Source organism: Streptomyces sp. GESEQ-35, assembly GCF_017948485.1.
Classification (GTDB): domain Bacteria; phylum Actinomycetota; class Actinomycetes; order Streptomycetales; family Streptomycetaceae; genus Streptomyces.
This window is the reverse complement of record NZ_JAFFSX010000001.1, coordinates 102657-123375: the sequence shown is the minus strand read 5'-3', so window position 1 is coordinate 123375 and position 20719 is coordinate 102657. Positions and strand designations below refer to the sequence as shown.

Annotated in this window: 24 protein-coding genes and 4 pseudogenes; 6 read left to right on the top strand and 22 right to left on the bottom strand. The window is 69.3% G+C overall.

Going from position 1 to position 20719, the window contains the following annotated elements; genetic code table 11:
• Positions 1–34 precede the first annotated feature (34 nt).
• The 7 genes from KCH87_RS00615 to pqqA all read right to left on the bottom strand — a co-directional run bounded on the left by KCH87_RS00615 (position 35) and on the right by pqqA (position 5806).
• Positions 35–1141, bottom strand: a complete 1107-nt coding sequence (locus tag KCH87_RS00615) for a transposase (protein ID WP_210583232.1) — start codon at positions 1139–1141, stop codon at positions 35–37.
• Between the two features lie 316 nt (positions 1142–1457).
• Complete coding sequence (locus tag KCH87_RS00610; protein ID WP_210583231.1) at positions 1458–2582, bottom strand: sorbosone dehydrogenase family protein; 1125 nt, start codon at positions 2580–2582, stop codon at positions 1458–1460.
• A gap of 39 nt (positions 2583–2621) precedes the next feature.
• Positions 2622–3737, bottom strand: a complete 1116-nt coding sequence (pqqE, locus tag KCH87_RS00605) for a pyrroloquinoline quinone biosynthesis protein PqqE (protein ID WP_210583230.1) — start codon at positions 3735–3737, stop codon at positions 2622–2624.
• Positions 3734–4000 carry a pyrroloquinoline quinone biosynthesis peptide chaperone PqqD gene (gene pqqD, locus KCH87_RS48670; protein WP_308298704.1) on the bottom strand — a complete coding sequence of 89 codons (267 nt, stop codon included), beginning with the start codon at positions 3998–4000 and terminating at the stop codon, positions 3734–3736. The genes pqqE and pqqD overlap by 4 nt, the downstream gene beginning before the upstream one ends.
• Positions 4001–4044: 44 nt before the next feature.
• A complete protein-coding gene (gene pqqC / locus KCH87_RS00595) occupies positions 4045–4773 on the bottom strand; it encodes a pyrroloquinoline-quinone synthase PqqC (protein WP_210583228.1) in 729 nt (242 codons plus the stop codon).
• On the bottom strand, positions 4770–5660 hold the full coding sequence (gene pqqB, locus KCH87_RS00590; RefSeq protein WP_210583226.1) for a pyrroloquinoline quinone biosynthesis protein PqqB: 891 nt from the start codon (positions 5658–5660) through the stop codon (positions 4770–4772). Before pqqB ends, pqqC begins: the two co-directional genes overlap by 4 nt.
• A gap of 11 nt (positions 5661–5671) precedes the next feature.
• A complete protein-coding gene (gene pqqA / locus KCH87_RS00585; protein WP_210583224.1) occupies positions 5672–5806 on the bottom strand; it encodes a pyrroloquinoline quinone precursor peptide PqqA in 135 nt (44 codons plus the stop codon).
• Positions 5807–6154: 348 nt separating this feature from the next.
• Here pqqA and KCH87_RS00580 point away from each other — a divergent pair, with 348 nt between their 5' ends.
• Positions 6155–6349, top strand: coding sequence for a hypothetical protein (locus KCH87_RS00580; RefSeq protein WP_210583222.1), 195 nt, complete (start codon positions 6155–6157; stop codon positions 6347–6349).
• Positions 6350–6407: 58 nt separating this feature from the next.
• On the opposite strand, the gene KCH87_RS00575 is transcribed toward KCH87_RS00580, so the two are convergent.
• Complete coding sequence (locus KCH87_RS00575) at positions 6408–6800, bottom strand: hypothetical protein (protein ID WP_210583220.1); 393 nt, start codon at positions 6798–6800, stop codon at positions 6408–6410.
• An 11-nt stretch (positions 6801–6811) separates the two neighbouring features.
• Entirely contained in the window at positions 6812–6961 is a 150-nt protein-coding gene (locus KCH87_RS00570) for a hypothetical protein (RefSeq protein WP_247195516.1), read from the bottom strand.
• Positions 6962–7445: 484 nt separating this feature from the next.
• On the opposite strand from KCH87_RS00570, the gene KCH87_RS00565 reads away from it, so the two are divergent.
• Together KCH87_RS00565 and KCH87_RS00560 are read left to right on the top strand one after the other, a co-directional pair.
• On the top strand, positions 7446–7820 hold the full coding sequence (locus KCH87_RS00565) for a hypothetical protein (protein WP_247195515.1): 375 nt from the start codon (positions 7446–7448) through the stop codon (positions 7818–7820).
• A gap of 118 nt (positions 7821–7938) precedes the next feature.
• Positions 7939–8778, top strand: a complete 840-nt coding sequence (locus tag KCH87_RS00560; RefSeq protein ID WP_210583218.1) for a transposase family protein — start codon at positions 7939–7941, stop codon at positions 8776–8778.
• Between the two features lie 188 nt (positions 8779–8966).
• Here KCH87_RS00560 and KCH87_RS00555 read toward each other — a convergent pair whose 3' ends face one another.
• On the bottom strand, positions 8967–9719 hold the full coding sequence (locus tag KCH87_RS00555; RefSeq protein WP_210583216.1) for an SDR family NAD(P)-dependent oxidoreductase: 753 nt from the start codon (positions 9717–9719) through the stop codon (positions 8967–8969).
• Positions 9720–9860: 141 nt separating this feature from the next.
• Here KCH87_RS00555 and KCH87_RS00550 point away from each other — a divergent pair, with 141 nt between their 5' ends.
• Positions 9861–10451 carry a TetR/AcrR family transcriptional regulator gene (locus KCH87_RS00550; RefSeq protein ID WP_210583214.1) on the top strand — a complete coding sequence of 197 codons (591 nt, stop codon included), beginning with the start codon at positions 9861–9863 and terminating at the stop codon, positions 10449–10451.
• 106 nt (positions 10452–10557) lie between these two features.
• Here KCH87_RS00550 and KCH87_RS48665 read toward each other — a convergent pair.
• From KCH87_RS48665 to KCH87_RS50655, 11 genes and pseudogenes are all read right to left on the bottom strand, one after another.
• Positions 10558–10719: pseudogene (locus KCH87_RS48665) on the bottom strand (DedA family protein); the annotation flags it as partial.
• On the bottom strand, positions 10716–10841 hold the full coding sequence (locus KCH87_RS49965; RefSeq protein ID WP_282612913.1) for a hypothetical protein: 126 nt from the start codon (positions 10839–10841) through the stop codon (positions 10716–10718). The gene KCH87_RS49965 and the pseudogene KCH87_RS48665, both read right to left, overlap by 4 nt.
• A gap of 5 nt (positions 10842–10846) precedes the next feature.
• Positions 10847–11623, bottom strand: coding sequence for a phosphatase PAP2 family protein (locus tag KCH87_RS00540; RefSeq protein ID WP_210583212.1), 777 nt, complete (start codon positions 11621–11623; stop codon positions 10847–10849).
• Positions 11624–12051: 428 nt separating this feature from the next.
• The gene (locus tag KCH87_RS00535) at positions 12052–12732 is read right to left on the bottom strand and encodes a TetR/AcrR family transcriptional regulator (RefSeq protein ID WP_210583210.1); all 681 of its coding nucleotides are present in this window, start codon (positions 12730–12732) and stop codon (positions 12052–12054) included.
• 597 nt (positions 12733–13329) lie between these two features.
• Positions 13330–14421: an LLM class flavin-dependent oxidoreductase gene (locus KCH87_RS00530; protein ID WP_308298703.1), complete on the bottom strand. Its 1092-nt coding sequence runs from the start codon at positions 14419–14421 to the stop codon at positions 13330–13332.
• Between the two features lie 57 nt (positions 14422–14478).
• Positions 14479–15693, bottom strand: coding sequence for an NAD(P)-binding domain-containing protein (locus tag KCH87_RS00525; RefSeq protein WP_210583208.1), 1215 nt, complete (start codon positions 15691–15693; stop codon positions 14479–14481).
• On the bottom strand, positions 15683–16414 hold the full coding sequence (locus KCH87_RS00520) for a CE1759 family FMN reductase (RefSeq protein ID WP_210583206.1): 732 nt from the start codon (positions 16412–16414) through the stop codon (positions 15683–15685). Before KCH87_RS00520 ends, KCH87_RS00525 begins: the two co-directional genes overlap by 11 nt.
• Positions 16411–16902 (bottom strand): MarR family winged helix-turn-helix transcriptional regulator, encoded by a 492-nt coding sequence (locus KCH87_RS00515; protein WP_210583204.1) that lies wholly within the window; start codon positions 16900–16902, stop codon positions 16411–16413. Before KCH87_RS00515 ends, KCH87_RS00520 begins: the two co-directional genes overlap by 4 nt.
• Positions 16902–18089, bottom strand: coding sequence for a CE1758 family FMN-dependent luciferase-like monooxygenase (locus KCH87_RS00510; protein WP_210583202.1), 1188 nt, complete (start codon positions 18087–18089; stop codon positions 16902–16904). Before KCH87_RS00510 ends, KCH87_RS00515 begins: the two co-directional genes overlap by 1 nt.
• 162 nt (positions 18090–18251) lie before the next feature.
• Positions 18252–18506 (bottom strand): annotated as a pseudogene (locus KCH87_RS00505) (aldo/keto reductase); the annotation flags it as partial.
• 347 nt (positions 18507–18853) lie between these two features.
• A complete protein-coding gene (locus KCH87_RS50655) occupies positions 18854–19066 on the bottom strand; it encodes an integrase core domain-containing protein (protein WP_374198944.1) in 213 nt (70 codons plus the stop codon).
• On the opposite strand from KCH87_RS50655, the gene KCH87_RS48660 reads away from it, so the two are divergent.
• Both KCH87_RS48660 and KCH87_RS00495 read left to right on the top strand, forming a co-directional pair.
• Positions 19019–19273: a hypothetical protein gene (locus KCH87_RS48660; RefSeq protein ID WP_247195513.1), complete on the top strand. Its 255-nt coding sequence runs from the start codon at positions 19019–19021 to the stop codon at positions 19271–19273. The two genes, KCH87_RS50655 and KCH87_RS48660, sit on opposite strands and share 48 nt — an antisense overlap.
• Positions 19274–19322: 49 nt before the next feature.
• A pseudogene (locus tag KCH87_RS00495) lies at positions 19323–19628 on the top strand (hypothetical protein); the annotation flags it as partial.
• Here the strand turns inward: KCH87_RS00495 and KCH87_RS50360 are convergent.
• Positions 19580–20061: pseudogene (locus KCH87_RS50360) on the bottom strand (helix-turn-helix domain-containing protein); the annotation flags it as partial. The pseudogenes KCH87_RS00495 and KCH87_RS50360 sit on opposite strands and share 49 nt — an antisense overlap.
• Positions 20062–20719 lie beyond the last annotated feature (658 nt).

The following is a 20719-nucleotide window of genomic DNA, read 5'->3' as shown; positions in this document are numbered from 1 at the left end:
CCTCTCTTCGAGGCGGTCGCCGACAGCGTTGTACTCAGCCCCAGCGAGACACTGACTCCGCGCATCGTCGCGGCGCGGCCGTGCTTTCGGCTGTGGCGGATGTCTGGCCAGGTACCGCTGCTTCTGTGCTGGTCGCGGGTGTCGGCGTGGTTGGTGCCGTCGCCCGTGCCGACACGGGGAACACCCGTACAGCGACCAGGCGTCGAAGATCCTGCTCAACTTCTCGCAGCGCTCCGCGGCGGTCGACCCGGGGCTCAAAGGTCATTGCCGTCTCGAAGGGTTCGGCGGGCAGCGGCAGCAGATGCTGAGCCTCCCGGGCGAAGTCCTGGCCAATCGTCCGGATCCGCGATCCGATGCGGCGGCCCGTTTCACGCTCCTCGAACTCGGCGATCCGGCAGTTGAGTTCCTCCAGCGTCTCCACCCGCGGAACCGGCGTGAGGTAGTTGCGGCGGAAGTAGCCGACCTGGCCCTCCACCCCTCCCTTCTCATGGGCCCCGCGGAGTCCCGGCTCGCAGTAGAACGCGGTGAATCCGTAGAACTCCCGCAGCGCCGTCCACTTGGGGTCCTCCTCCCGCAGCCGGCTGCGGAAGACGACCTTGCGGACCGCCGGCGTGAGGTTGTCGTAGCGCACCTGGCCCGCTGGTACTTCGCCCAGCACCCGCAGGGCATGGACGTGCCCCTCGAAGAACGCCTGCTGCCCGCACGATCGGGAAATACGGTGCACCGACCGGCCCGAGTAGGCCAGGCGGAACGCAAACAGGAAGCACTTCACCCGCTCCCCGGCCAGATCGATCCAGACCTCTCCGAAGTCGACCTCGGCGTCCGCGCCGGGCACGTTGTGCCGGGTCAAATAACCCTCGACCGGCGCCCCTTCCTCCGCGGCGATCGCCCGGCGGCGGGCGGTGACGAAGTCGTGCACCGTGGTGTACGGGAGCGTGACCCCGAACCCCTCCTCCAGCCGCGTACCGATCCGCTTGGCCGTGTGCCGCTGTTTGCGCGGCTTCGCCACCGGCGAGGCCAGCGCCTCCCGCACCAGACGCCGGTGAACGCCGTACTTCCGCGACAACGCCCGGATCGACAGCTTCCGCTGCCAGCTGTCCCGGCGGATCCGGTCAAACAACTCCTGCTTGGACAAGGCCATCCACAGCACCCATCCTCGGCGGACCACAACCACCGTTCCACCGCAAGGCCCAAGGTGTGGCCACTCGCCTCGCCACCACCCCTCAGTACCCCCGAACGCCCCTCCCGACGGGGCCAGTTGGGTTCGCCTCAGGTGGAGCCGCCGACACCCGCCCTAGCCAGCATGTGAGTGGGTGAGGTCCCGCCCTACGTCTGGGGCAAGTCCGAGACGGCGGTGGTGGTGCTGGAGCCCCGGGTCGACCGGCACAACTAGCCCAGCATGCAAAGAGCCGCGCGCCGGCCCTCCCGGGTCGGCGCGCCGCCTTGCGTCCTCTCCGCTAGCCCAGTGTCACCTTCAGTACCCGGTCCGAGCCCTCCGGCTGCCCTCCGTTCGCGTCCGCGTTCGTCGTCGTCAGCCAGAGCTCTTCCTGGCCGGGGGTCTTCGCCAGCGTGCGGAGCCTGCCGTACGTGCCGACGTAGTACGCCGTCGCCGTGCCGACGTTCTCTGTGTCGCCGGTGATCGGGATGTGCCAGAGGCGCTGGCCGCGCAGGGCGGCCATGTAGACGACGTTGTCCGCGATGGCGATGCCGCTGGGGGAGGCCTCGCCGGTCGTCCAGGTCTTCTTCGGGTTGGTCATGCCTGCGACGGAGCAGGTGCCCTCGCAGGTGGGCCAGCCGTAGTTGGCGCCGGGCTTGATGAGGTTCAGTTCGTCGAAGCGGGTGTCGCCGAACTCCGCTTCCCACAACCGGCCGTTGCGGTCGAAGGCGATGCCCTGCGGGTTGCGGTGGCCGAGGCTGTAGACGAGGTTGCCGAACGGGTTGCCGGGGGCCGGCTGGCCCGCCTTGGTCATGCGCAGGATCTTGCCGTTGAGGGAGTTGCGGTCCTGGGCGAGCGCGGTGTTCTGGGCGTCGCCGGTCGTGGCGTACAGATAGCCGTCGGGGCCGAAGGCGAGCCGGCCGCCGTTGTGGTAGTGGGCCTTGGCGATGCCCTGGAGGATCACCGTGTAGTTGGTGAGCGTCGTGCCGTTGTACGTCATGCGCGCGATGCGGTTGCCCTCGGCGGCGGTGTGCATGACGTACACGTGCTGCGTGGTGGCCCAGTCGGGGTCGACGGCGACGCCCATCAGGCCGCCCTCGCCCCCGGTGGTCACGGTGTTGGGGACCGTTCCGACCTGCGTCTTCTGGCCGGTCGGGGTGACCTTCCAGACGCGGAAGTCGTCCCGCTCGGTCACCAGGGCGTGGGAGTTGTCCGGCGTCCAGCCGACGCCCCAGGGGACGGTCAGCCCCGTGGTGAGGTTGGTGACGCCCGTCGGTACGCCCGTCGGGGCCGCGGTGTCCGCCTGGGCCGTGCCCAGGCCGGTAAGGCCGGCCAGCAGGACGGCCGCCGTCAGCGCCGCCGGTGTTCTGAAAGCCCTGCGCTGCGGTGCGGCGGGGCCGCGGCCTCGTGTGTGGGCCAGTCGCATCGGTCCTCCAAGTGGGGGGTGGGGAAGTGCGGTGGAACGTCAGGGGGGTGGTCCGGCTTCGCCCGTGCGAGCAGTGAAGGATCGGGGGGTCGGCGGCCGGACCGGGGTCGTACGTGGGGCGTCCACCAACGCCCGTACTACGCCGTGGTCCGGGGCCAGCGCGCACACCGGGTCCGTGCGTGAGGCGTCGCCCGTGAGTGCGTACGCCTGGCAGCGGCAGCCGCCGAAGTCGGTGTCGCGCAGGTCGCAGGAGCGGCAGGGGTCGGGCATCCAGTCGGTGCCGCGGTAGCGGTAGAAGGCCGGTGAGTGGTACCAGGCCCACTCCAGGGAACTGGTCTTGACGTTCGGGGGGTTCAGGGTCGGCAGGACCGCGGCGGCCGGGCACGGCAGGACTGCGCCGTCGGGGGCCACCGTGAGGGAGACGGCTCCCCAACCGCCCATACAGGGCTTGGCCGTTGCGTCCACGTAGTCCGGGACCACCCACACCACGTCCGGGTCGGTCGGGCCGGTGCGCCGGGCGTCGACGACCGCCCGCGCCGCCTCGATCTGCTCTCGGTCCGGCAGCAGGTGGTCCCGGTTCGTCAGGGCCCAGCCGTAGAACTGGGTGTTCGCCAGCTCGATCCGTTCGGCTCCCCAGTCCTGCGCCAGGTTCAGCAGGGCGTCGACCGAGTCCAGGTTGTCGCGGTGGAGTACGACGTTCAGGCCCAGCGGCAGCCCTGCCTCGCGGACCAGTTCCGCCGCCCTGCGCTTGGCGGCGAAGGAACGGTGCCCGGCGATCCGGTCGGAGGCCGCGGGTTCCGCGTGCTGGACCGACAACTGGAGGCTCCGCAGCCCGTGTTCGGTCAGCTCGGTGAGGCGCCTCTCGGTCAGGCCCACGCCGCTGGTGACCAGCTGGGTGTGGATGCCCGAGCCGTCCGCCGCCGCGACGATCTCGGGGAGGTCGCGTCGCAGGAGCGGTTCGCCGCCGGAGAGATGGGTCTGTACGACGCCCAGGTCCGCGGCCTGTCGCATGACGTCGGTCCATGCGCCGGTGCTCAACTCGGCCGATCTGCGGATCAGTTCGACCGGGTTGGAACAGTATGCGCAGTGCAGGGGGCAGCCGTGGGTGAGTTCCGCGAGCAGCGCCCAGGGCGGCGTGACGGGGGCAGTGGTCATCGGACCCAGCCCTCCTCGCGCACCCGTCCCAGGAACTCCGGGACCTCCTTCGCGACCGGTGCTCCGGGGAAGGCCTCGGACAGTGCCGCGACGATCGCCGTGAGGGTGTGGTCGCCGTCGCAGAGCCGCAGGACAGCGGCCGCGCTTCCGTGCAGCACGACCACCCGTTCTGGCATCAGCAGCAGATCGGTGTCGCGGACCCGGTCGTGCCGGAGCATGACGGAACGGCTCAGCTCCGGGCGCCAGTCCGCGTCCTGCGGCACAGGAACAGCCGCCGCCCCATCCCGTGTCCCAGCCGCCGTGTCCCTCACGACCGCACCCGCACGCCGTCCACCGCGTCCAGCAGCGACCACAGCACATCGCACTTGAACACCAACGCCGCCACGGCCCGTTCCTGCTGCTCACGGCTCCGCGCCCAGCGCAGGACCAGCTCCAGCGCCTCCGCGCTGTCCCGGCTGCCCTGCCCGACGCGGGTACGGAAGTAGGTGAGACCGTCCCGCTCGATCCACGGGTAGTGCTGCTCGAAGGCGGCGATGCGGGTGCGCATGATGCCGGGCGCCGACAGCTCCGTGAGGGACGCGGCGACGGCTTCCAGCGGGGTGCCCAGGCGGCAGAGGTTGACGTAGCCGTCGACCGCGAGCCGTACGCCGGGCAGGACCTCCTCGGCCGACCGGAGCCGGGGCCGGTCGATGCCGGCGGCCTCGCCGAGCCGCAGCCAGCGTTCGATGCCGCCCTCGCCCTCGTGTACGCCGTCGTGGTCGACGATTCTGCGCAGCCACATGCGCCGCAGGGCCGGGTCCTCGAACTTGGCAAGGATCAAGGCGTCCTTCACGGGAATGTGCCGCTGGTAGTGGAAGCGGTTGATGATCCAGCGGCGCAGTTCCGCGGGGGTCAGGGTGCCGTCGTGCATCCGTACGTTGAAGGGGTGCCGGTCGTGGTAGCGGGTGGTAGCGACGGCACGCAGCCGTTCCTCGAACTGGGGACCGCTCCAGGGTTCCTGGTCGGTGGGAGTGTCCCGTACGGGTGTTGTCGTCACAGCTCGATGACCATTCCGTCGGCGGCGACCTCAAGACCCCGGTCGGCCAGCTGTTTGTGCCGGTCGTCGTCCGGGTCGGTCAGGGGGTTGGTGTTGTTGAGATGGGTGTACAGGCAGCGGGCGTCCAGGCTGGTGAGGCGGCACGCCGTGCCGGCGGGCCCGTCGATCGGCAGATGGCCCATGTCGCTCGCCGTTCTGGCGGAGATGCCGGTGCGTACGGGTTCGTCCTCGTCCCAGAAGGTGCCGTCCACGATCACGCAGTCGGCGGCCTGCGCGGCGTCCTGGAACGCGTCGGGCCAGGCGGCGAGGGCCGGGGCGTACAGCAGGGACTTTCCCGTGGCCGGTTCGGTGAGGACGAGGGCAACCACCCAGTGGGGGTCGTCGGCGCCGGTGCCGGCCGCGTAGCGGGGGCGTTTGGCGGCGACGGGGACGGCGGTGACCCGGAGTTCCGGGCCCAGGGTGAGCGGGTGAGCGCCCAGTTCCCGCCAGTTGAGGTCGGTGTACGGGCCGAGGACCGCGCCGAGGCGTGGTCCGGCGAGCAGGGCCTCGCGCACCGGGGTGGTGGCGACCAGCTCCACCGCGTCCGCCTCGCGCAACCGCGCCACGCCGAGGGTGTGGTCGAGTTCGGCGTCGGTGAGGACGACGCCCGCGAGCGGGCTCTGCCGGGCGGCGGGGCCCGGGTGCAGTGCGGGGGTCTCCTCGATCTGGTCGCCGATGTCGGGGGTGGCGTTGACGATGTACCAGCGGCCGGCGTCCGCCCTGACGGCGAGGGACGCGTGGCGGCGGCGCCGCTCCGGGTGGGCGCGCGCCCCGGCACAGCCGGGACACGCGCAGTTCCACTGGGGCAGTCCGCCGCCCGCCGCGGTGCCGAGCACCTGCAGCAGCACGGCAGCTGCGACTAGCGCGTGGCCAGGAGGTACGCCGTCACTTCGAGCGCGGTCTCGACGATCTCGTACTCCGGGGACCGCCAGCCGTTCTCCGCCGTGACGGCGGGGGTCTGCTGAAGCTCCTGGATCTCCTGTGTCTCCTGCATGTCTGTTCCTGCCTTCCTGCGTGGGGGGTTCAGGACGAGCAGAGCCTTGCTTGTGTACCTTCGTCGGACCGCACACGAACCGGGCAGCCCGTTCACGGACGTGCCCTGCGTTCAGCCCTTCGCTCCAGGATCGCGAACTGACCGTACGCGGTCAATCATGCGAAGCGATCGTTCCGGGCCCACACTGGAACCGGAGGGACGAGCCGGCCGGAAGTCGCCCGCACTGAGGAAAAGCGGAACCGCTCCAAGGCGCAGGTCATCGCGGTGAGTGCACTGAGCCATCCCGGGCCGCTGAGCGAGCGGAACTAGGACAGCCTCGTCGTCGGACCCTGGCCGCTGTGCGCCACGGTGACCGAGAGCCCGCAGACCCTGTTCTTCCCGCTCGCCACGCCCCTCGTCGTCGCCGTCACGGACGGCCTCGGCGGGCATCCCGGCGGCGAGGTGGTCAGCGCACTGGTCGCCCGGCTACTCGCGGCGGGCGGTCCCGCGCTGCACAACGCGGAGTCCGTGCACGACGCCCTGAGAGGGCGGTATGAGAGCTGATGCCCGAGTCGCTGAATCGTCCGGAGTGAGTGGGCAGGTCGTGGCCGTGCCGGGTGGCTTACGGCCGTGGTCGGGTGAACAAGCCCTGCTCGGTCTCGGTCAGGATCCCGCGCTCGGTCAGCCGCTTGAGCTTCAGGCGGGTGTTGTTAATGGTGTTGGACGCGATCTTCATGTCCATCGTCTCGCACACCGCGCGGGCCCGGAGCGGGGCGTCGGCCGCGGCGAACACTGCCATGATCTGCTGGCAGGCCGGATGGTCCGGCAGCTTTGGCTGCGGCGGCGCGGGCGGGGCCGGCTCGGGCAGCTCCAGCAGCGTCTCGCGGGTGACCCGGATCTCCTCGGCGGCCCGGTGAAACTCCTCCAGCTGCGCGGAGAGCTCCGTGACCCGCTCATTGGCCGCCTTGGCCTGCGCAGTGAGTTCCCGCTCCCGTTCCTCCAGCCGCGCCAGCACCGCCCCGAGCGTCAGCTCCCCGTCACCCGGGCCCCAGTCGGGGCGACGGCCACGGCGGCCTCCTGCACAGCCCGGTCCTGTTCGGCCAGCCGGTGCAGGACCCGCTCGGCAATCACCAACTCCTCCCGCTCGGCCTGGACCTCCGCCAGCTGCTTGGCCAACTCCTCGGCGAGCGTGTCCAGTTCATTCCGCGAGCCGTGATCCCCTCCAGCTCCAGCATTTCCACGCCCTCCCCGCGCTCTCCCGGCGCACCGGCCCGGCCACGGATCGTAGGAGCGGCACGGCGGTCGGCGCAGCAGAACCCGGCAACGGCTCCGGCCGACAGGTCACACGATCTTCGCCTTGGATACCCACCGACGACCAGCGCGAGTACCCCGCCCGCTCCGCACACCGGACCCGTGAACTGCGTGCTTCATGTTGCACAGGTCTCAGTGAGCGGTGTGCATCGTGAAGTCGCAGGTCACAGGTCTGGTGTGAATGGTGAGTTGGATACTCGTGCCGGTCGGCGGCCGATGACCATGGCGTAGATCATCAGGGGGGGTCCGGCTCCGGCGGGATGCCGGGTTCGGCTGCGCCCACGACCGGCCCCCGCCTACGATCCGTCAGCAGGTCGACACGCCGTGAGAACGCGGGAGGACGCGGGGGATGCAGGAGCGGCAGTGGATCACGGCCCGCCGGAGCGAACTGAACGCTCTCGCCGAGGAGTTGGCCAAGAAACTCCAGGAGGTCCAGGCCGAGCGGGATGAACTGGCGATCGCGGAGCGGGTGTTGAACCGCCTGGCCGAACAGGCCCGGGCCGACGCCGGGGCTGTCGCTCCGGTATCGGCGAAGGTGGCCGGGCGGGCAGTCCTGCCCATCCCGCACCGCAGCGACGCGGCCGACGACGGCGCGCTGCCCGGCGACTACCGCAAGATCCTGGCGATCGTGCGGGAGGCCGACGGCCCGGTGCAGGTCCGGGCGAGCGGCTGGGGTTGGACGCCTCGGTGCGCGGCAAGCTGGAACCTTTGCGGGCCAAGATGACCAAGCTCGCCGACCGCGGCTGGCTGCACAAACGCCCTGACGGGCAGTTCACCGCACGTCCATAACTGTGCGGGGCGGGGGCGTAACTGACGGCTCTTCGACGGCAGTTGAGTTTGGTGTGAAGAAAAACAACAGTTCCGTCGAGGGCCCTGACGGCCTCGTCTACACTGCCCGCCTGCCGCTGTCGAGTGCCGCTCTGGATTGGCTCGCCGACCTGATACGCGGCCACCTCAAGAAGATCGGCTCCAGGTGGCGCGCCCTGCCCGCAGGGAAGATCGCCACCATTGTGCTGGCAGTGCTGCGCTGTGACCAGCGGCCCGGCGACCTGGCCGGCGGCAACGGAGTACACCGCACCACCGTTACCCGGTGGGTCCGCGAGGTCATCGGCTTGCTCGCCGCCCGCGCTCCACGCCTGGACCGGGCCCTGAAGAAGATCGCCCGAATGGGTGGCGGCATCGTACTGCTGGACGGATCGGTGGTCCGCACCCGGCGCAGAACCGGGAAGGAGAACCGGGAGAACTACTCCGGCAAGAACAAATGCCACGGCCTGCTCGTGATCGCCCTCACCGACGACCGGGGCCGGCTGCTGTGGATCTCGGCGGCCCGCCCCGGGCGCATCTCGGAGATCACCGCTTGCCGGCACGACAAGCTCGCCCAGAAACTGCGGGAAATCGGGCTCGGAGCCATAGCCGACCTGGGATTCGTCGGCCTCGACGACGGCGGCCCCGACGCCGACCCGGCGGTGGTCACCGGCCACAAGGCTGCCCGGAACCGGTCTCTGACGCGAGGCCAGAAGCTGTCCAACACGGCACTGACGGCCGTCCGGGCGCCTGTCGGGCACGGCTTTGCCCACCTCAAGAACTGGCGCGTCCTCGGCAAGGTGCGCACCGACCCCGCCCGGGCGACCTCCCTGGTCAGGGCCTTGCTGGTCCTCACGAACCGCGAAGTCGCCCGATGACCGACGATCTTCACCAAAGTCACCTGCCAGCGCCCAGCACGAGCATCCCGATGTCCACGCACACCAGCCCTGTCACCAGCAACTTCAGCTTGCACGGGACTGAATGGGAACCACTGTTCCCTTTCGAAGTTTCGCGGCGCGGTCCGGCCCACCAGAGGGCGGGGCGGGTGGCGCCTCGTCACGGTTGGTCAGACCTGGACCTGTCCGCCGTCGACGAAGTGCTCGGCGCCGGTGATGAAGGAGCTTTCGGGTCCGGCGAGGAAGGCGGCGAGTGCGGCGACCTCCTCGGGGCGGCCCATGCGCTGCAGTGGGATGTTCGCGGCCAGTACGCCGTGGAAGTCCTCGGTGGTCTGGCCGAGCAGGCCGGCAAGGCGGTCGATGGCGGGGGTGGCGATGGGGCCGGGCGTGATGACGTTGACGCGGATGCCGCGCGGGGCCAGTTCCGCGGCCCAGGTCCGGCCCAGGCTGCGTACGGCGGCCTTGGAGGCGGCGTATACGCCCATCCGGTCGGCGCCCTGGTGGATGGTGGAGGACGCCAGCAGGATCACCGAGGCGGGTTCGGTGAGCAGGGGCAGTGACTTCTGCACGGTCAGCAGACTGCCTTTGGTGTTGACGCCGAAGACGAAGTCGAACTGCTCCTCTGTGACGTCCTGGAGGCGGGCGCCGTCGCCCAGGCCGGCGTTGGCCACGACGGCGTCGAGCCGGTGTCCGTCGGCGCGGATGACGTCCATGACGCGGTCGAGGTCGGCGGCCCGGGAGGCATCGGCCGGCACAGCGACCGCATCGGGACCGATGGCCTCTGCTGCGGCTTCGAGCTCGTCCTTGCGGCGGCCGGTCAGGTAGACGCGGGCGCCGTCGTCGGCGAAGCGCTGGGCGATGGCCCGGCCGATTCCGCTGGAGGCTCCGGTGACGAGAGCGGTCTTTCCGTTCATGGGGGGCATGGCACCTAGTCCTTTCGAGATGGCAACGGCGTTTGCGCTGCTCGTAGCCATTGCTGGGACAGTCGATCGATTTTCTTGACCGTCTCGTCCAGAACGTAAGCAGTTCTGGACGAGTTAGTCAAGAACTGGTATCGTCCGAGCATGGCACGACCCCGAAACTTCGATGAGAGCGAGGTCCTGCGCGCCGCCAGGGACCAGTTCTGGTCGACCGGATACGCGGCGGCGCGGGTGGACGACATCGCCGCCGCCACCGGCCTGGGCAAGGGCAGCCTCTACGGTGCTTTCGGCGACAAGCACCAACTGTTCCTGCGCACCTACGCCGACCACTGCGCCGGGCTGGTCGAGGCCGTGCGCCGGGCGCTCGACGGCCCGGACGCCGACGCGTACGAACGGCTGCGCGCGTATGTGTTGAAGGTGGCCGAGGCCACCGCCTCGGACGTCTGCCTGCGGGGCTGTCTGCTCGCCAAGGGCGCCGCCGAGCTGTCGGAGCAGGACCCGGCCGTCGCGGCGACGGCCCGCCGGACGTTCACGGCCATCGAGGAACTGATCACCTCCTGCGTCGCGGGAGCGCAACGCGCGGGTGCTATCGCGCCGGACGCGGACCCCGCCCGGCTCGCCGGGCTCCTGCTGGCCGTGCTGCGCGGCATCGAAGCGCTGGGCAAAGGCGGCGGCAGCCCCGACTCACTTCGCGCGATCGCCGAAACGTCCCTGGCGGTCCTGCCACGGCCGTAGAACGACCGGGACCCGACAGATCGATGCTCCGGGCGGACAGGTTGGCCCGGCGGTAGCGCATCCCCGCGGCTCCGGCCACGAAGGGCAGGAAGGTCCGTACGAAGCCGACGAACCGCCCGGTGAACACCGCCGGCCCGCCGTGCCGCAGCGGAAAGTCCCCGGACCGGCGGATCCCGCTGCCGGGCCCGACGCGACGGCGCAGCCGCTGAGCGCTGGGCCGGCGCTCATACCAGTGGCCCAGCGCATAGCCGAGACTGTCCCCGATCATGCCCCCGGCGACCACGACGGCGGCCAGCGCCACGGGGTCGAGATCGCCGCCGCGAGGAGAATGAGTAAGACCACGACGTAGGACCACCAGCCGGCCGCCTCGACCAGGGCGTCGATGTTCATGGGCGTCAGCCCGCCGGTCGCAGCGGCACGGCATCGGCCTCGGGCCACCGCGACGGAGCCACGGGCCGAGGCACGAGCGGGATGGGAGCCGCGATGTCTTCCGGTACGTCGGGTACGTCCTCCGTGCTGTCGCGTCGCGCCCCGGGTCGGCCCTGGAGTGCTCCCGCGGTGAACCAAATGAGGAACGCCGCACCCGCACCCGCCATTGCGTTCGGCAGGGAGTGGTCGGCGGCCAGCGCGACCGCGAGGCTCATCGACAGGCCGAGCACAGTTGCCAGTACCCGCACCCGGGGCTGCCGCGCGACGGTGAGGGTCGCGAGCGTCATCAGGAGGATCACGCTGATGTGCAGACTCGGCAGCGTGGCGAAGTCATGAGAGAGCGCCGTGGCGTCCAGTACGCGATACGCCTCGGACTGCTGGGTCATGCCGGGCGCTGTGCCGGCGGCGGCCGTGCCGGACGGGAGACCCGGGAGCGCGGCGAGAATGACCAGGCCGGCGGCTGCGGACAGCATTAGCGCGATGCCCGTACGGACGTACACCCGCTGGTGGCGGCGCGCCAACCAGAGCAGCATCAGTGCGGTCAGCGGCCAGTGGCCGAAGGCCTGCAGCCAGCTCAGCAGTTGTGCGCTGCCGTGTTCGAAAGCCGACCAGCCCTCCACCAGTGACTCCCGGTAGGTGTCCGCACGTTCCGCAGGGGTGGCGGCAGGCCGGGACTCGGCGGCCTCAGCGCTGCCGTTGGTCAGTTCAAGAAGGAAGACGTAGACAACCGCGGTCCCTGTCACGACCGCAGCCGCGTGCCGAAAGCTGTGCCGTGCCGAACCGCCCGGCGGAGACAGGGGCCGGCTGACGGTAACCACCTCGTACAGCGAGCGGCGAATGCGACGTATGCCTGCGGCGGCGGACATCATCGGAACTCTGCTCTTCCAGACGCGGCGGTCGGGGCCCGCGAGCCGGTGTCGGCGTACGGAGACCACTGATCGGTGCCCGATGGCCCGACCGCCTCCCACAGCGGCAGAACCCGCTGGTGATCGGGTTCGCCCGATGTCCGGGACGGGGGTTCACCGTCCGCTGCGGACGTGTGTGGGTTCACGGCAGCCTCCTGGTCGGCCGAGGGCGTGTCACCTCTTGAGGAGCGCGCCCTGTCCCGGTTCGCTGACCAGGTAACCGGACAGGTATCTCCGTTTATTTCGATTTCTCGCTGTGATGCAGCTCACGCTCGCGGGATGACACCCATCGCGGTCGCGTGCCCCAGCATCGCCCGTTCCGTCTGCAGGGCGGTCGGTGCGGCGGGGAGGGGCCCGGCGTTGGCCGGACGGCAGGCCTCCAGGAGGAAGGCGACCAGCCGCCGCCACGCGTGTGGGGCGGCGCAGTGGGTCACCTGGGAAACTCCGGCGTTGGCCATGAGGAACAGGAAGATGTCCTCCACGACGAAGTCCTCACGCAGTGCGCCCGCCTCCTGTGCCCGCAGGACAAGGTCCGCCAGGGCGCGGGTCTGGCGCGCGCAGAGGGATGCGGTCACTTGCGAAGTGGGCAACTTCATGATGATCAGGTCGCTGAAGCCCCGGTCGGTCGCCATCGTGGCGCAGATCCGCTCGATGAACGTACTGAACCCGACCCACGGATCCTCGCACGCGAGTGCTTCCTCCGCGATCGTCGCCCACTTCCGCAACTCGTCCTCGAAGACCGCCTCCAGAAGGTCCTCGCGGGTGGGGAAGCGGCGGTACAGCGTGCCCGCACCTACCTCGGCGCGCTCCGCGATCTCGTCCAGCGGCACATCGATCCCGCGCTCTTCGAAGAGCGCTTGGGCGGCCTCCACGATCCGCAGGCGGTTCCGCACGGCGTCCGCGCGCAGTGACCGGTCGGAGGTCCGGGCGTCATCCGTTGCAGCCATGGACCTAGGCTACCAAACGGAGACTCTCGTCCGCTTTGCGCGATCGTGCCAGGTGGAGACGGCGATCTTCTCTGGTCCTACGTGATGCCTCGGACGGAGAGCCGGTTCGGGCACGACGGGACCCTCGGCAGGATCCGGGCGCGGACCATCGCCGCCCCGAACAGGGCGCAGCCCACGGCGAACACGGTCGCGGAGCCGATGAGCGCGGGGACCGTGGGGCCGGTCAGGGTCTCCTTGATGACGCGCCATGTCGGTCCATTCCAGTGGGAACGAGCACCTGCGACCCTGCCCGTCGCGGACCAACACCACATCCCCCGCGCCACGAGTTGAGCCGCTCGAGAAACTCGAAAGCCTCACCGCACCGGGGATGAAACGGATGGATCAGCCGCACACATCCATCGTCAACGCGGGGAACGAGCGCATATCACGAGTAACGTACATGACCTGCGAGGCAGCCCGGCAGGACATTACCCGGTACATCGAGTTCTGGTAAAATCGCACCCCTCAGCGTCCACACACTCACCATGCTGGGGCTGCCAAGTTGTCCGCGAGCGGGACCGGCTGAGGGTACGTCAAGTAAGGTTCGTGTGGCGGCGATCAGCGCTGAGCCCACTCGATCTTCGTGGCGGCGTCAGCGACAGTCCGGCCATGGACGGCGGGGCGCCCACCGTAGGGGTCCTCATCGCTCCACAGAGTCGTCGGGGCAGCCTTGCGGATAACCGGTATGACCTCACTGGCGAACCGTTCGAGCATGTTGAGCTGTTGTTCATGCGGGATCATCGTCGGGAGGCTGAAGGACTGCAGATCGTGTCCGAACCCCTCGTGGAACCAGAGGATCTTCTCGGCGATCTGCTGCGGCGAACCGACCAAGACTGGGCCACGCGCGATGGCGTCATCGATGGTCGCGAACGTCATCTCGTTGCCGGGCGTGTGGTTCCCAGGCTGGTTGAAGTAGGCCACGATCTGCTCGTACGTCGACCCGAAGGCCTTCCGCGCCTCCTGGGTCGTGTCGGCCAGGTAGAGGAAGCCCGCACCCGCGCCGACATAGGCGAACCGGGGGTCGTGCCCGTGCTGGGCGTACTCCGTGCGGTAGTGGTCGATGAGTACGGTGTATTTGTCGCGGGGCTGGATGGCGTTGGCGGAGAAGAGCGGGTCGCCCCACTTCGCCGCGAGGCTCGCCGAGGTCAGCGTGGTCGCTGATCCGTGCCACACGCGAGGAGCGCCGGCGAAGGGGCGCGGTAGGCTGGCGACCTCGTTGAGTGGTCCGCGAAAGCGACCCTGCCAGGTGAGGTTCTCCTCGCGCCACAGTCGGCGGAGCAGCTCGTACTTCTCCGCCAGCGCGTCCCACTGGTCGCCGTTTTCGATACCGAACATCGGCAGCTGACGCAGCTCGTTACCCTTACCGATGACGAGCTCCAGCCGACCACGGGAGAGCTGGTCGATCGTGGCGTAGTCCTCGGCGACGCGCAACGGGTCGTGGATCGACAGGACCGAGACACCTGTCTGGATCCGGATCCGGCTGGTGGTCGCGGCGATCGCACCGAGCAGGACCGTGACGCCGCTGGAAAGGAAGGCGCCGGCGTGCCGCTCGCCCAGCGCGACCGCGTCATACCCGAACTCCTCGGCGTAGCGTGCCGAGGTCAGCGCCTGGGAGTACCGCTCGTCGGTGCGGATTTCACGCCCGGTCACCGGGTTCTTGAGGTTCGGCAGAATGCGTCATGCGGCCGGGAGTGGCGACGGGGCGGGTCACGTCTTCGAGGCCCTCCCTGCGTATGCACTTGCCGCGAAACCTGAGCCGCTCGGCGAACCGTTCGAAGCAGCGTTCCACTGCCGCAACAGGCTGTTGACTGCCTGACGGCCGGAGCGGTTGGAGCCGACGGTGGACTGAGACGGTCCGAAGCCGACCAAGTGCACGCGTGGTTCGCCGGCCACCTGGGTGCCACGCATCGTGATCCCACCGAACTCGTTGCGCAGCCCCAGAGGCTCCAGGTGCGCCAGGGCGGCCTTGAAACCTGTGGCCCACACGATCGCGTCCACCGGGGTGAAGGAACCGTCTGCCTCGCGGACGCCGCTGCGTTCGATGGCGGTGAACATGGGACGACGCTGGAGTGCCCCGCGCTCCTTCGCCGCCAACGCGTACGGAGTCCAGGCCAGGTCGGTATAGGAGACGACGCTGCCGGTGGGCCTGCCTGCTTCGACATCGGCGGCGACCTTGGCGACGATCTCACGGCCGGCGACCTCGGCCTCGAACTCACCGTCACGGAAGACGGGTTCGCGACGCGTGTACCAGAACGTGGTGGCCACCCGTGAGATCTCCTCCAACTGCTGGAGTGCCGAGATGCCACCGCCGACGATGGCGACCCGCAGCCCGGCGAGCCGGTCGGCCGAGACGTAGTCGTGGGTGTGCAACTGGATGCCGGTGAAACTCTCCTGCCCCGGGTAGCGGGGACGGACGGGGTTGGTCCAGGTGCCGGTGGCGTTGATGACCGCCCGGGCAGTCCATCTCCCTCCGCTGGAGTCGACCACCAGCTCCCCGTCGCGCTGGGCGTCCACACGTCGTACGGCGGTGACGGTCACCGGCCGCAGGATCGGCAGATCGGTCACGTGCTCGAAGGCAGCGAAGTAGCGCGGCACCGCTGTCCGACTCGGCTCGTCGGGGTCGACGGGCGGTTGCGGGAAGTCGGGCAGGTCGAAGATGCCGTTCACGGTCGCCATCCGCAGCGACTCCCACCGGTGCCGCCACGCCCCACCGGCTGCCGGTTCGGCATCGAGCACCACGAAGGTCCGATCGCTGTCAGGGCCATCCGTGCCCGGCAAGGGGCTGGTGAAGCCGCGCCGCTTCAGGTGGTAGCCGGCCGAGAGCCCCGACTGCCCGCCGCCTATGACCACCACCGTCGCGCGCCCACCGGCTCGCTCGGGTCCCGCTGGTCCGCGTGCCGGGGTGGGTGCGTCAGCGGACATCGGCCCGGTCACCGACCGGGGGACGTGCGGTTCCGCCGGTGGCCAGGCGCATGAGATCAGTGTCGAAGTCGATGTCCTCGATGCTGTGTTCGGCGCGGGTGGCGTTGCCGCCGAACGCGTGCTGGTAGCCCGCCCAGTTGCCGTCGGCGATGTCGCGGCCGACGCCGCTGCGCAGGACGGCGGCGAGTTCGCCGGCCGCGCGGGCGATGCGCTTGCCGAGGTCGGTCGAGCCCCAGTCCTCCGGTACGGCGTAAAGGGAGGTTGGCATCGGGATCGCCCGTAGGAACGCGAACAGCGGCCGGAGGTGGTCGTCGACGACCATGCTGTGCCTGGCCGAACCGCCGGTGGCGGCAAGGATGACCGGTTTGGCGATGAGCAGGTCGTTGTCGATCAGGTCGGCAAACGACTTGAACAGGCCGCTGATCCCCGCCTTGTAGACCGGAGCAGCGGCGATGACCGCGTCCGACTCGGCGAGCTGTGCGATGGCATCTTGCACCTTCGAGTCGGGCATCCCCGAGACGATCGACCGTGCGATCTCAACGGCGAGAGGTCCCAGATCGATGGAGCGCACGGTCGCGGCCATGCCGATGTCACGGAGGGCGTCGATACTCTTCTGGGCGATCCGATCAGCCAGCAACCGGGTCGAGGACGGATCACTCACCCCGGCATTGACGACCGTGATGGTGAGGACTTGCTGGGGAGCGACGGGCGGGTTGTTCATGCGACGTTCCTTGAGTCCGGCTTCGAGTGCTGCGAGCTCGCCGACGGGGCTGCGGCGGCAAGCGCTTTCCCGAGGTCGCGCAGCGTTGTCAGTTGTGACCGGGTGAGTGCGCGGGTCATCGCCGTCGTGACGTGTCGCGCATGTGCGCGACCGAGGCGCCGCTGAACATCGCGTCCCTCACTGGTCAGGACAATGCGGCAGGCACGGCCGTCGTCGGGATCCGCGAGACGCTCGACAAGGCCGCGTTTCTCCAGCCGCGCCACCAGCCGGGAGACCCCGGCCTGAGTCAGCAGGACGTCGTCGATCAGATCGGTGATGCGCAGACCATCCTCGGCGTCGGCAAGGGCATAGAGCACGCCGTACTCCCGGGGCGGGAAGCCGCCCCAGTCACCGGAGAACTCGAACTCTTGCGCGAGGGTCGCCTGCGCCCTGAACATCGCTTCCCAGGCCTCGTTCGCCAGCCTGGCCAGGCCCCTGGTTTCCGTCATCACGGCCCCACGGGGAAGCGAGCCGCCTGATTCGGGTCACTGTCCTGGTAGGGCGAGGTACCCGAGAGGTTGTCACCCCGGTTGGGGTTCGGCCGCAACTGACGCGGTTCGGCGTCACCGTACTTCGCCTTGACCAGCGAAGCGTGCGTGGGCGCGTCCGGGACGCCGGGCTTGCGGCGCGCCTCCATCTCCTTGCGCAGCACCGGGACCACCTCGGTGCCCAGCAGCTCGACCTGCTCCAGCGCCATGTCGAGCGGGAGGCCGAGCGCGTCGACGTTGAAGAGCTGGCGCTGGTAGTCGCCGAATCCCTCCTGGAAGGTGAGCACCTTCTCGATGACCTCTTGCGGGCTGCCCACCGTCAGCGGCGTGCCGGCCATGTAGTCCTCCAGCTTCGAGCCCCGGAACATCGGGAAGTTCTCGAAGTAGGGCCGGAAGGTGTTGATCGCGTCCTGGGAATGCTTGGCGATGAACGCCTGGCCGCCCAGCCCGACGATGGCCTGCTCCGCGGTTCCGTGACCGTAGTGCTCGAAACGCCGCCGGTAGAGGTCGACGAGCGGCTTGAAGTGGAAGTTCGGGGCCAGGATGTGGTTGGCGAAGAACCCGTTGCCGTAGTACGCCGCCTGCTCCGCGGTCTCAGGGGTACGGATCGAGCCGTGCCACACGAACGGCGGGACGTCGTCCAACGGGCGCGGGGTAGAGGTGAAGCCCTGCAGCGGGGTGCGGAACTGTCCCTCCCAGTCGACCACGTCCTCGCGCCACAACCGGTGGAGCAGGTTGTAGTTCTCCAGGGAGAGTGCGACGCCCTCGCGGATGTCCTTTCCGAACCACGGGTAGACCGGAACGGTGTTCCCGCGTCCGAGCATCAGGTCCAGCCGCCCCTTGGCGACATGCTGCACCATTGCATAGTCCTCAGCGATCTTCACCGGGTCATTGGTCGTGATCAGGGTTACCGCCGTGCTCAGGATGATCTGCTCCGTCAGCGCCGCGATGTGAGCAAGCAGCGCCGGCGGCGAGGACGGCACGAACGGTGGGTTGTGATGCTCACCCATTGCGAAGACGTCGAGGCCAACCTCGTCGGCCCGCCGGGCGACCTTGATGATGTTGTTGATCCGCTCCGCTTCGCTTTGGGTGCGACCCGTCGTCGGGTCGGACGAGACGTCGCCGATTCCGAAGATGCCGAACTGCATGGTGCACTCCTTGCTGATACTTGACTCTACAAGTACACCAAACAACATGACGGCGCATGTATTCCCGGCCTGCCCGGCGGCGCTGTGATCCTGGTCATAGCACCTACGACAACTCGGCTTGTCGTCGGCGAGGCCGCGGCCCGGGACCTGGTGAGGGCGTGGTCACCGGCCGATAGCGTCGAGCTCCGCGATCGCGTCGGCGGGCAGGACCAGGTCGGCGGCCGCGATGTTCTCGCGCAGGTGGGCCACGGAGGAGGTGCCGGGGATCAGCACCATGGAGGGCGAACGCGGCAGCAACCACGCCAGGGCCACCTGCTGGCGTGAGGCGCCCAAGCGCTCGGAGACGTCGGTGAGTGTCTGCGACTGCAGGGGGTTGAAGCCGCCGAGCGGGAAATGCGGGGCGTAGGCGATGTTCTGGAACTTGGCACCGGTCGTCATGGGGCCTTCCGGGGGTCTGGGAAAGCTGCCTCTGGTGAGGCGTCGGCAGCCCGCGTGTACCAAAGCGTTGGCAACTACGGCCAGGCAGCAGAAACTGACGGAGATTGTGAAGCCGTGCTCGCTGATGTCTCCCCGGAGGGTCTCGGGCGGAGTTGGACGGATCGTCCCCTGGCCCCATCCCTTGCTGCCGTTCGGCGGCGGTGCGGTCAGTCCCCGAGCCGGTCGAGCCGGCGGATCTTGTTGGTCGCGTCCTGTAGGGCTCAAATACGGGATTCGGCCGCTGATCTGCGGGTTCGTAGCGGTGTCAACTGGCGATCTGGTACTCGTCAATGAGTCCGCCGAGGACCGCTGTGCGGTGGAGGCGGTGCTCGGCGAAGTCGATGGGGCGCGGAGGTCCCGGCTTCAGCTTGCGATGGACAGAGCTGGCTCAGTGCGCGGTGAGGCCGGTGCCCGTTGTAGTGCTCCAGGTACCTGGTGAGGGTTCGGCGCAGGTGCCATTCGTTGAGGATGAGTGTCCGGTCGAGGAGCTCGCGGCGCAGGGTGCCGATGGACCCTTCGCAGTGTGCGTTCGCTTTCGGGACATGGGGCGGGCTTTTGAGGACGCGCAGGCCGACGTCGGCGTCGAAGGCGTCGGTGAACTGGCCGCCGCGGTCATGGATCAGGAACTTGATGCTTGCGATGTTCATGCCGGTCTCCACGAAGCGGATCGTCACCTGATCGGTGGCCAGCTCGAAGAAGCACAGTGAGCGGAAAACCGCTCGACGGGCCGGACCGGAGCCGTCATGATCCGCGCTCGTGACCACTCCGAAGCAGCTCCTGGTCCGGGCCGCCGCCCGCAACAACGCCGAGCGGTGCGCAGCGATGAGTCGGTCGCACGGCTTGACGGGCGAGTTCGCGGCACAGGCTTGGGCCGCTCCGTCTCGCACCCCGCTCTACTGCCCCGACGCGGTGACGCTGGTGCCTGCCGCCGACCGAAGCGCGCTGGCGGCCCGGATCGACACCACTGCACCTGGTGCCTCCGTGAAGGACAGTTTCGCCGACCTCGACCTGACGGAGGTGACCTCCAACGCCCCCAGCACGGTCAGCTGGCGGTTCTTGCCCGGAGTGGGGTTGTGCGTCCGGCGGCCGGGAAGCGTCCAGTTGGAGCGGACGTGGGGCAGCGGGTGCAGGTGAGTCTCGTCGGCGGCCCATACCACCGCCCCCGCCGGCAGCAGGCGCAGGCGTTTCGCGGTCGCGGCCGCTCCAGCAGCGCGGCGATCCATGCGGTCAGCCGGCTGCCGCCCAGCCTGGGCCGTCCGCTGCGGGGCCGATCGTGAAGGCCCGCCACACCGTCGGTGTTGAAGCGGCCGATCCAGCGGCCCACCGTGGCCGGGTCGCACTCCATCAGCACGGCGATCTGCGCCGGTGACAGGCCCTGCAGTGACAGTAGTACCATCACCGCCCGCACCGCGGGCAGCGGTTGGCCCCGCAGCAGGCTGCGTAACCTCTCGCACTCGGAGTCGGACGCATTGGCGAACACGGTGGGCGGGCGCACACTGACGACGACCTCGCCGGGTGAGCGGACCATGCTGACACCTCGATCGAACGCCCGGCGAGGGCGGTGTCAACGCGTCCGGCATCAGACGGCCTCAACTCGCGTTACGCGCAGCAGCCCGGGTCGATCAGTCCGGCAGTGCTCCAAGAAGCCGAGCCGGTGCCGCTACCAACGAATTAGGGCTTGTAGGGGTCCAGGGTGCTGGGGAGGTTCTGCCAGCGGCCAGTGGTGCCGTCCGCTACCCCGGTTCCGGGCGTTGGCGGTATGAACTGCCGTTTCTTCACGCTGGCCGGCCTGGCCGGTGTCAGCGGGCCCGTGCCGGGCGTTGGTTGGGCCAGTTTTGCCGGCCCTTGGTGCGGATCTACGCACCTCCGATGCGCCTTCGACCGGTGGGCCGGTTGGATCGAAACTGGCCAGTTGCACTGTGCCCTGGCGGATGCGAGCGCGGCTCGACAAGTTCGACAATCGGCGGGATTCGGCTGGTGCCACGCAGGCACGTAATGGACCCGGCGGCCCCGGCGCACCTCAGTGACTTGGTCCGGATCGGTCGCGTCGCAGTACCCGAGGCCGAGCAGCATATGACAGGCCATCACTCAGATAACGGCAAGGTCGCACTGGTCGGCGGCGCGGGCCGCGGTCAGGGCGTACGCACGCCCTG

Excerpts from the sequence above, each read along its gene's own strand:
- KCH87_RS00615 (WP_210583232.1), bottom strand. The coding sequence starts at position 1,141 with ATGGCCTTGTCCAAGCAGGAGTTGTTTGACCGGATCCGCCGGGACAGC.
- KCH87_RS00610 (WP_210583231.1), bottom strand. The coding sequence starts at position 2,582 with ATGCGACTGGCCCACACACGAGGCCGCGGCCCCGCCGCACCGCAGCGC.
- pqqE (WP_210583230.1), bottom strand. The coding sequence starts at position 3,737 with ATGACCACTGCCCCCGTCACGCCGCCCTGGGCGCTGCTCGCGGAACTC.
- pqqA (WP_210583224.1), bottom strand. The coding sequence starts at position 5,806 with ATGCAGGAGACACAGGAGATCCAGGAGCTTCAGCAGACCCCCGCCGTC.
- KCH87_RS00565 (WP_247195515.1), top strand. The coding sequence starts at position 7,446 with ATGCAGGAGCGGCAGTGGATCACGGCCCGCCGGAGCGAACTGAACGCT.
- KCH87_RS00555 (WP_210583216.1), bottom strand. The coding sequence starts at position 9,719 with ATGCCCCCCATGAACGGAAAGACCGCTCTCGTCACCGGAGCCTCCAGC.
- KCH87_RS00550 (WP_210583214.1), top strand. The coding sequence starts at position 9,861 with ATGGCACGACCCCGAAACTTCGATGAGAGCGAGGTCCTGCGCGCCGCC.
- KCH87_RS49965 (WP_282612913.1), bottom strand. The coding sequence starts at position 10,841 with ATGAACATCGACGCCCTGGTCGAGGCGGCCGGCTGGTGGTCCTACGTC.
- KCH87_RS00535 (WP_210583210.1), bottom strand. The coding sequence starts at position 12,732 with ATGGCTGCAACGGATGACGCCCGGACCTCCGACCGGTCACTGCGCGCG.
- KCH87_RS00525 (WP_210583208.1), bottom strand. The coding sequence starts at position 15,693 with ATGTCCGCTGACGCACCCACCCCGGCACGCGGACCAGCGGGACCCGAG.
- KCH87_RS00520 (WP_210583206.1), bottom strand. The coding sequence starts at position 16,414 with ATGAACAACCCGCCCGTCGCTCCCCAGCAAGTCCTCACCATCACGGTC.
- KCH87_RS00515 (WP_210583204.1), bottom strand. The coding sequence starts at position 16,902 with ATGACGGAAACCAGGGGCCTGGCCAGGCTGGCGAACGAGGCCTGGGAA.
- KCH87_RS00510 (WP_210583202.1), bottom strand. The coding sequence starts at position 18,089 with ATGCAGTTCGGCATCTTCGGAATCGGCGACGTCTCGTCCGACCCGACG.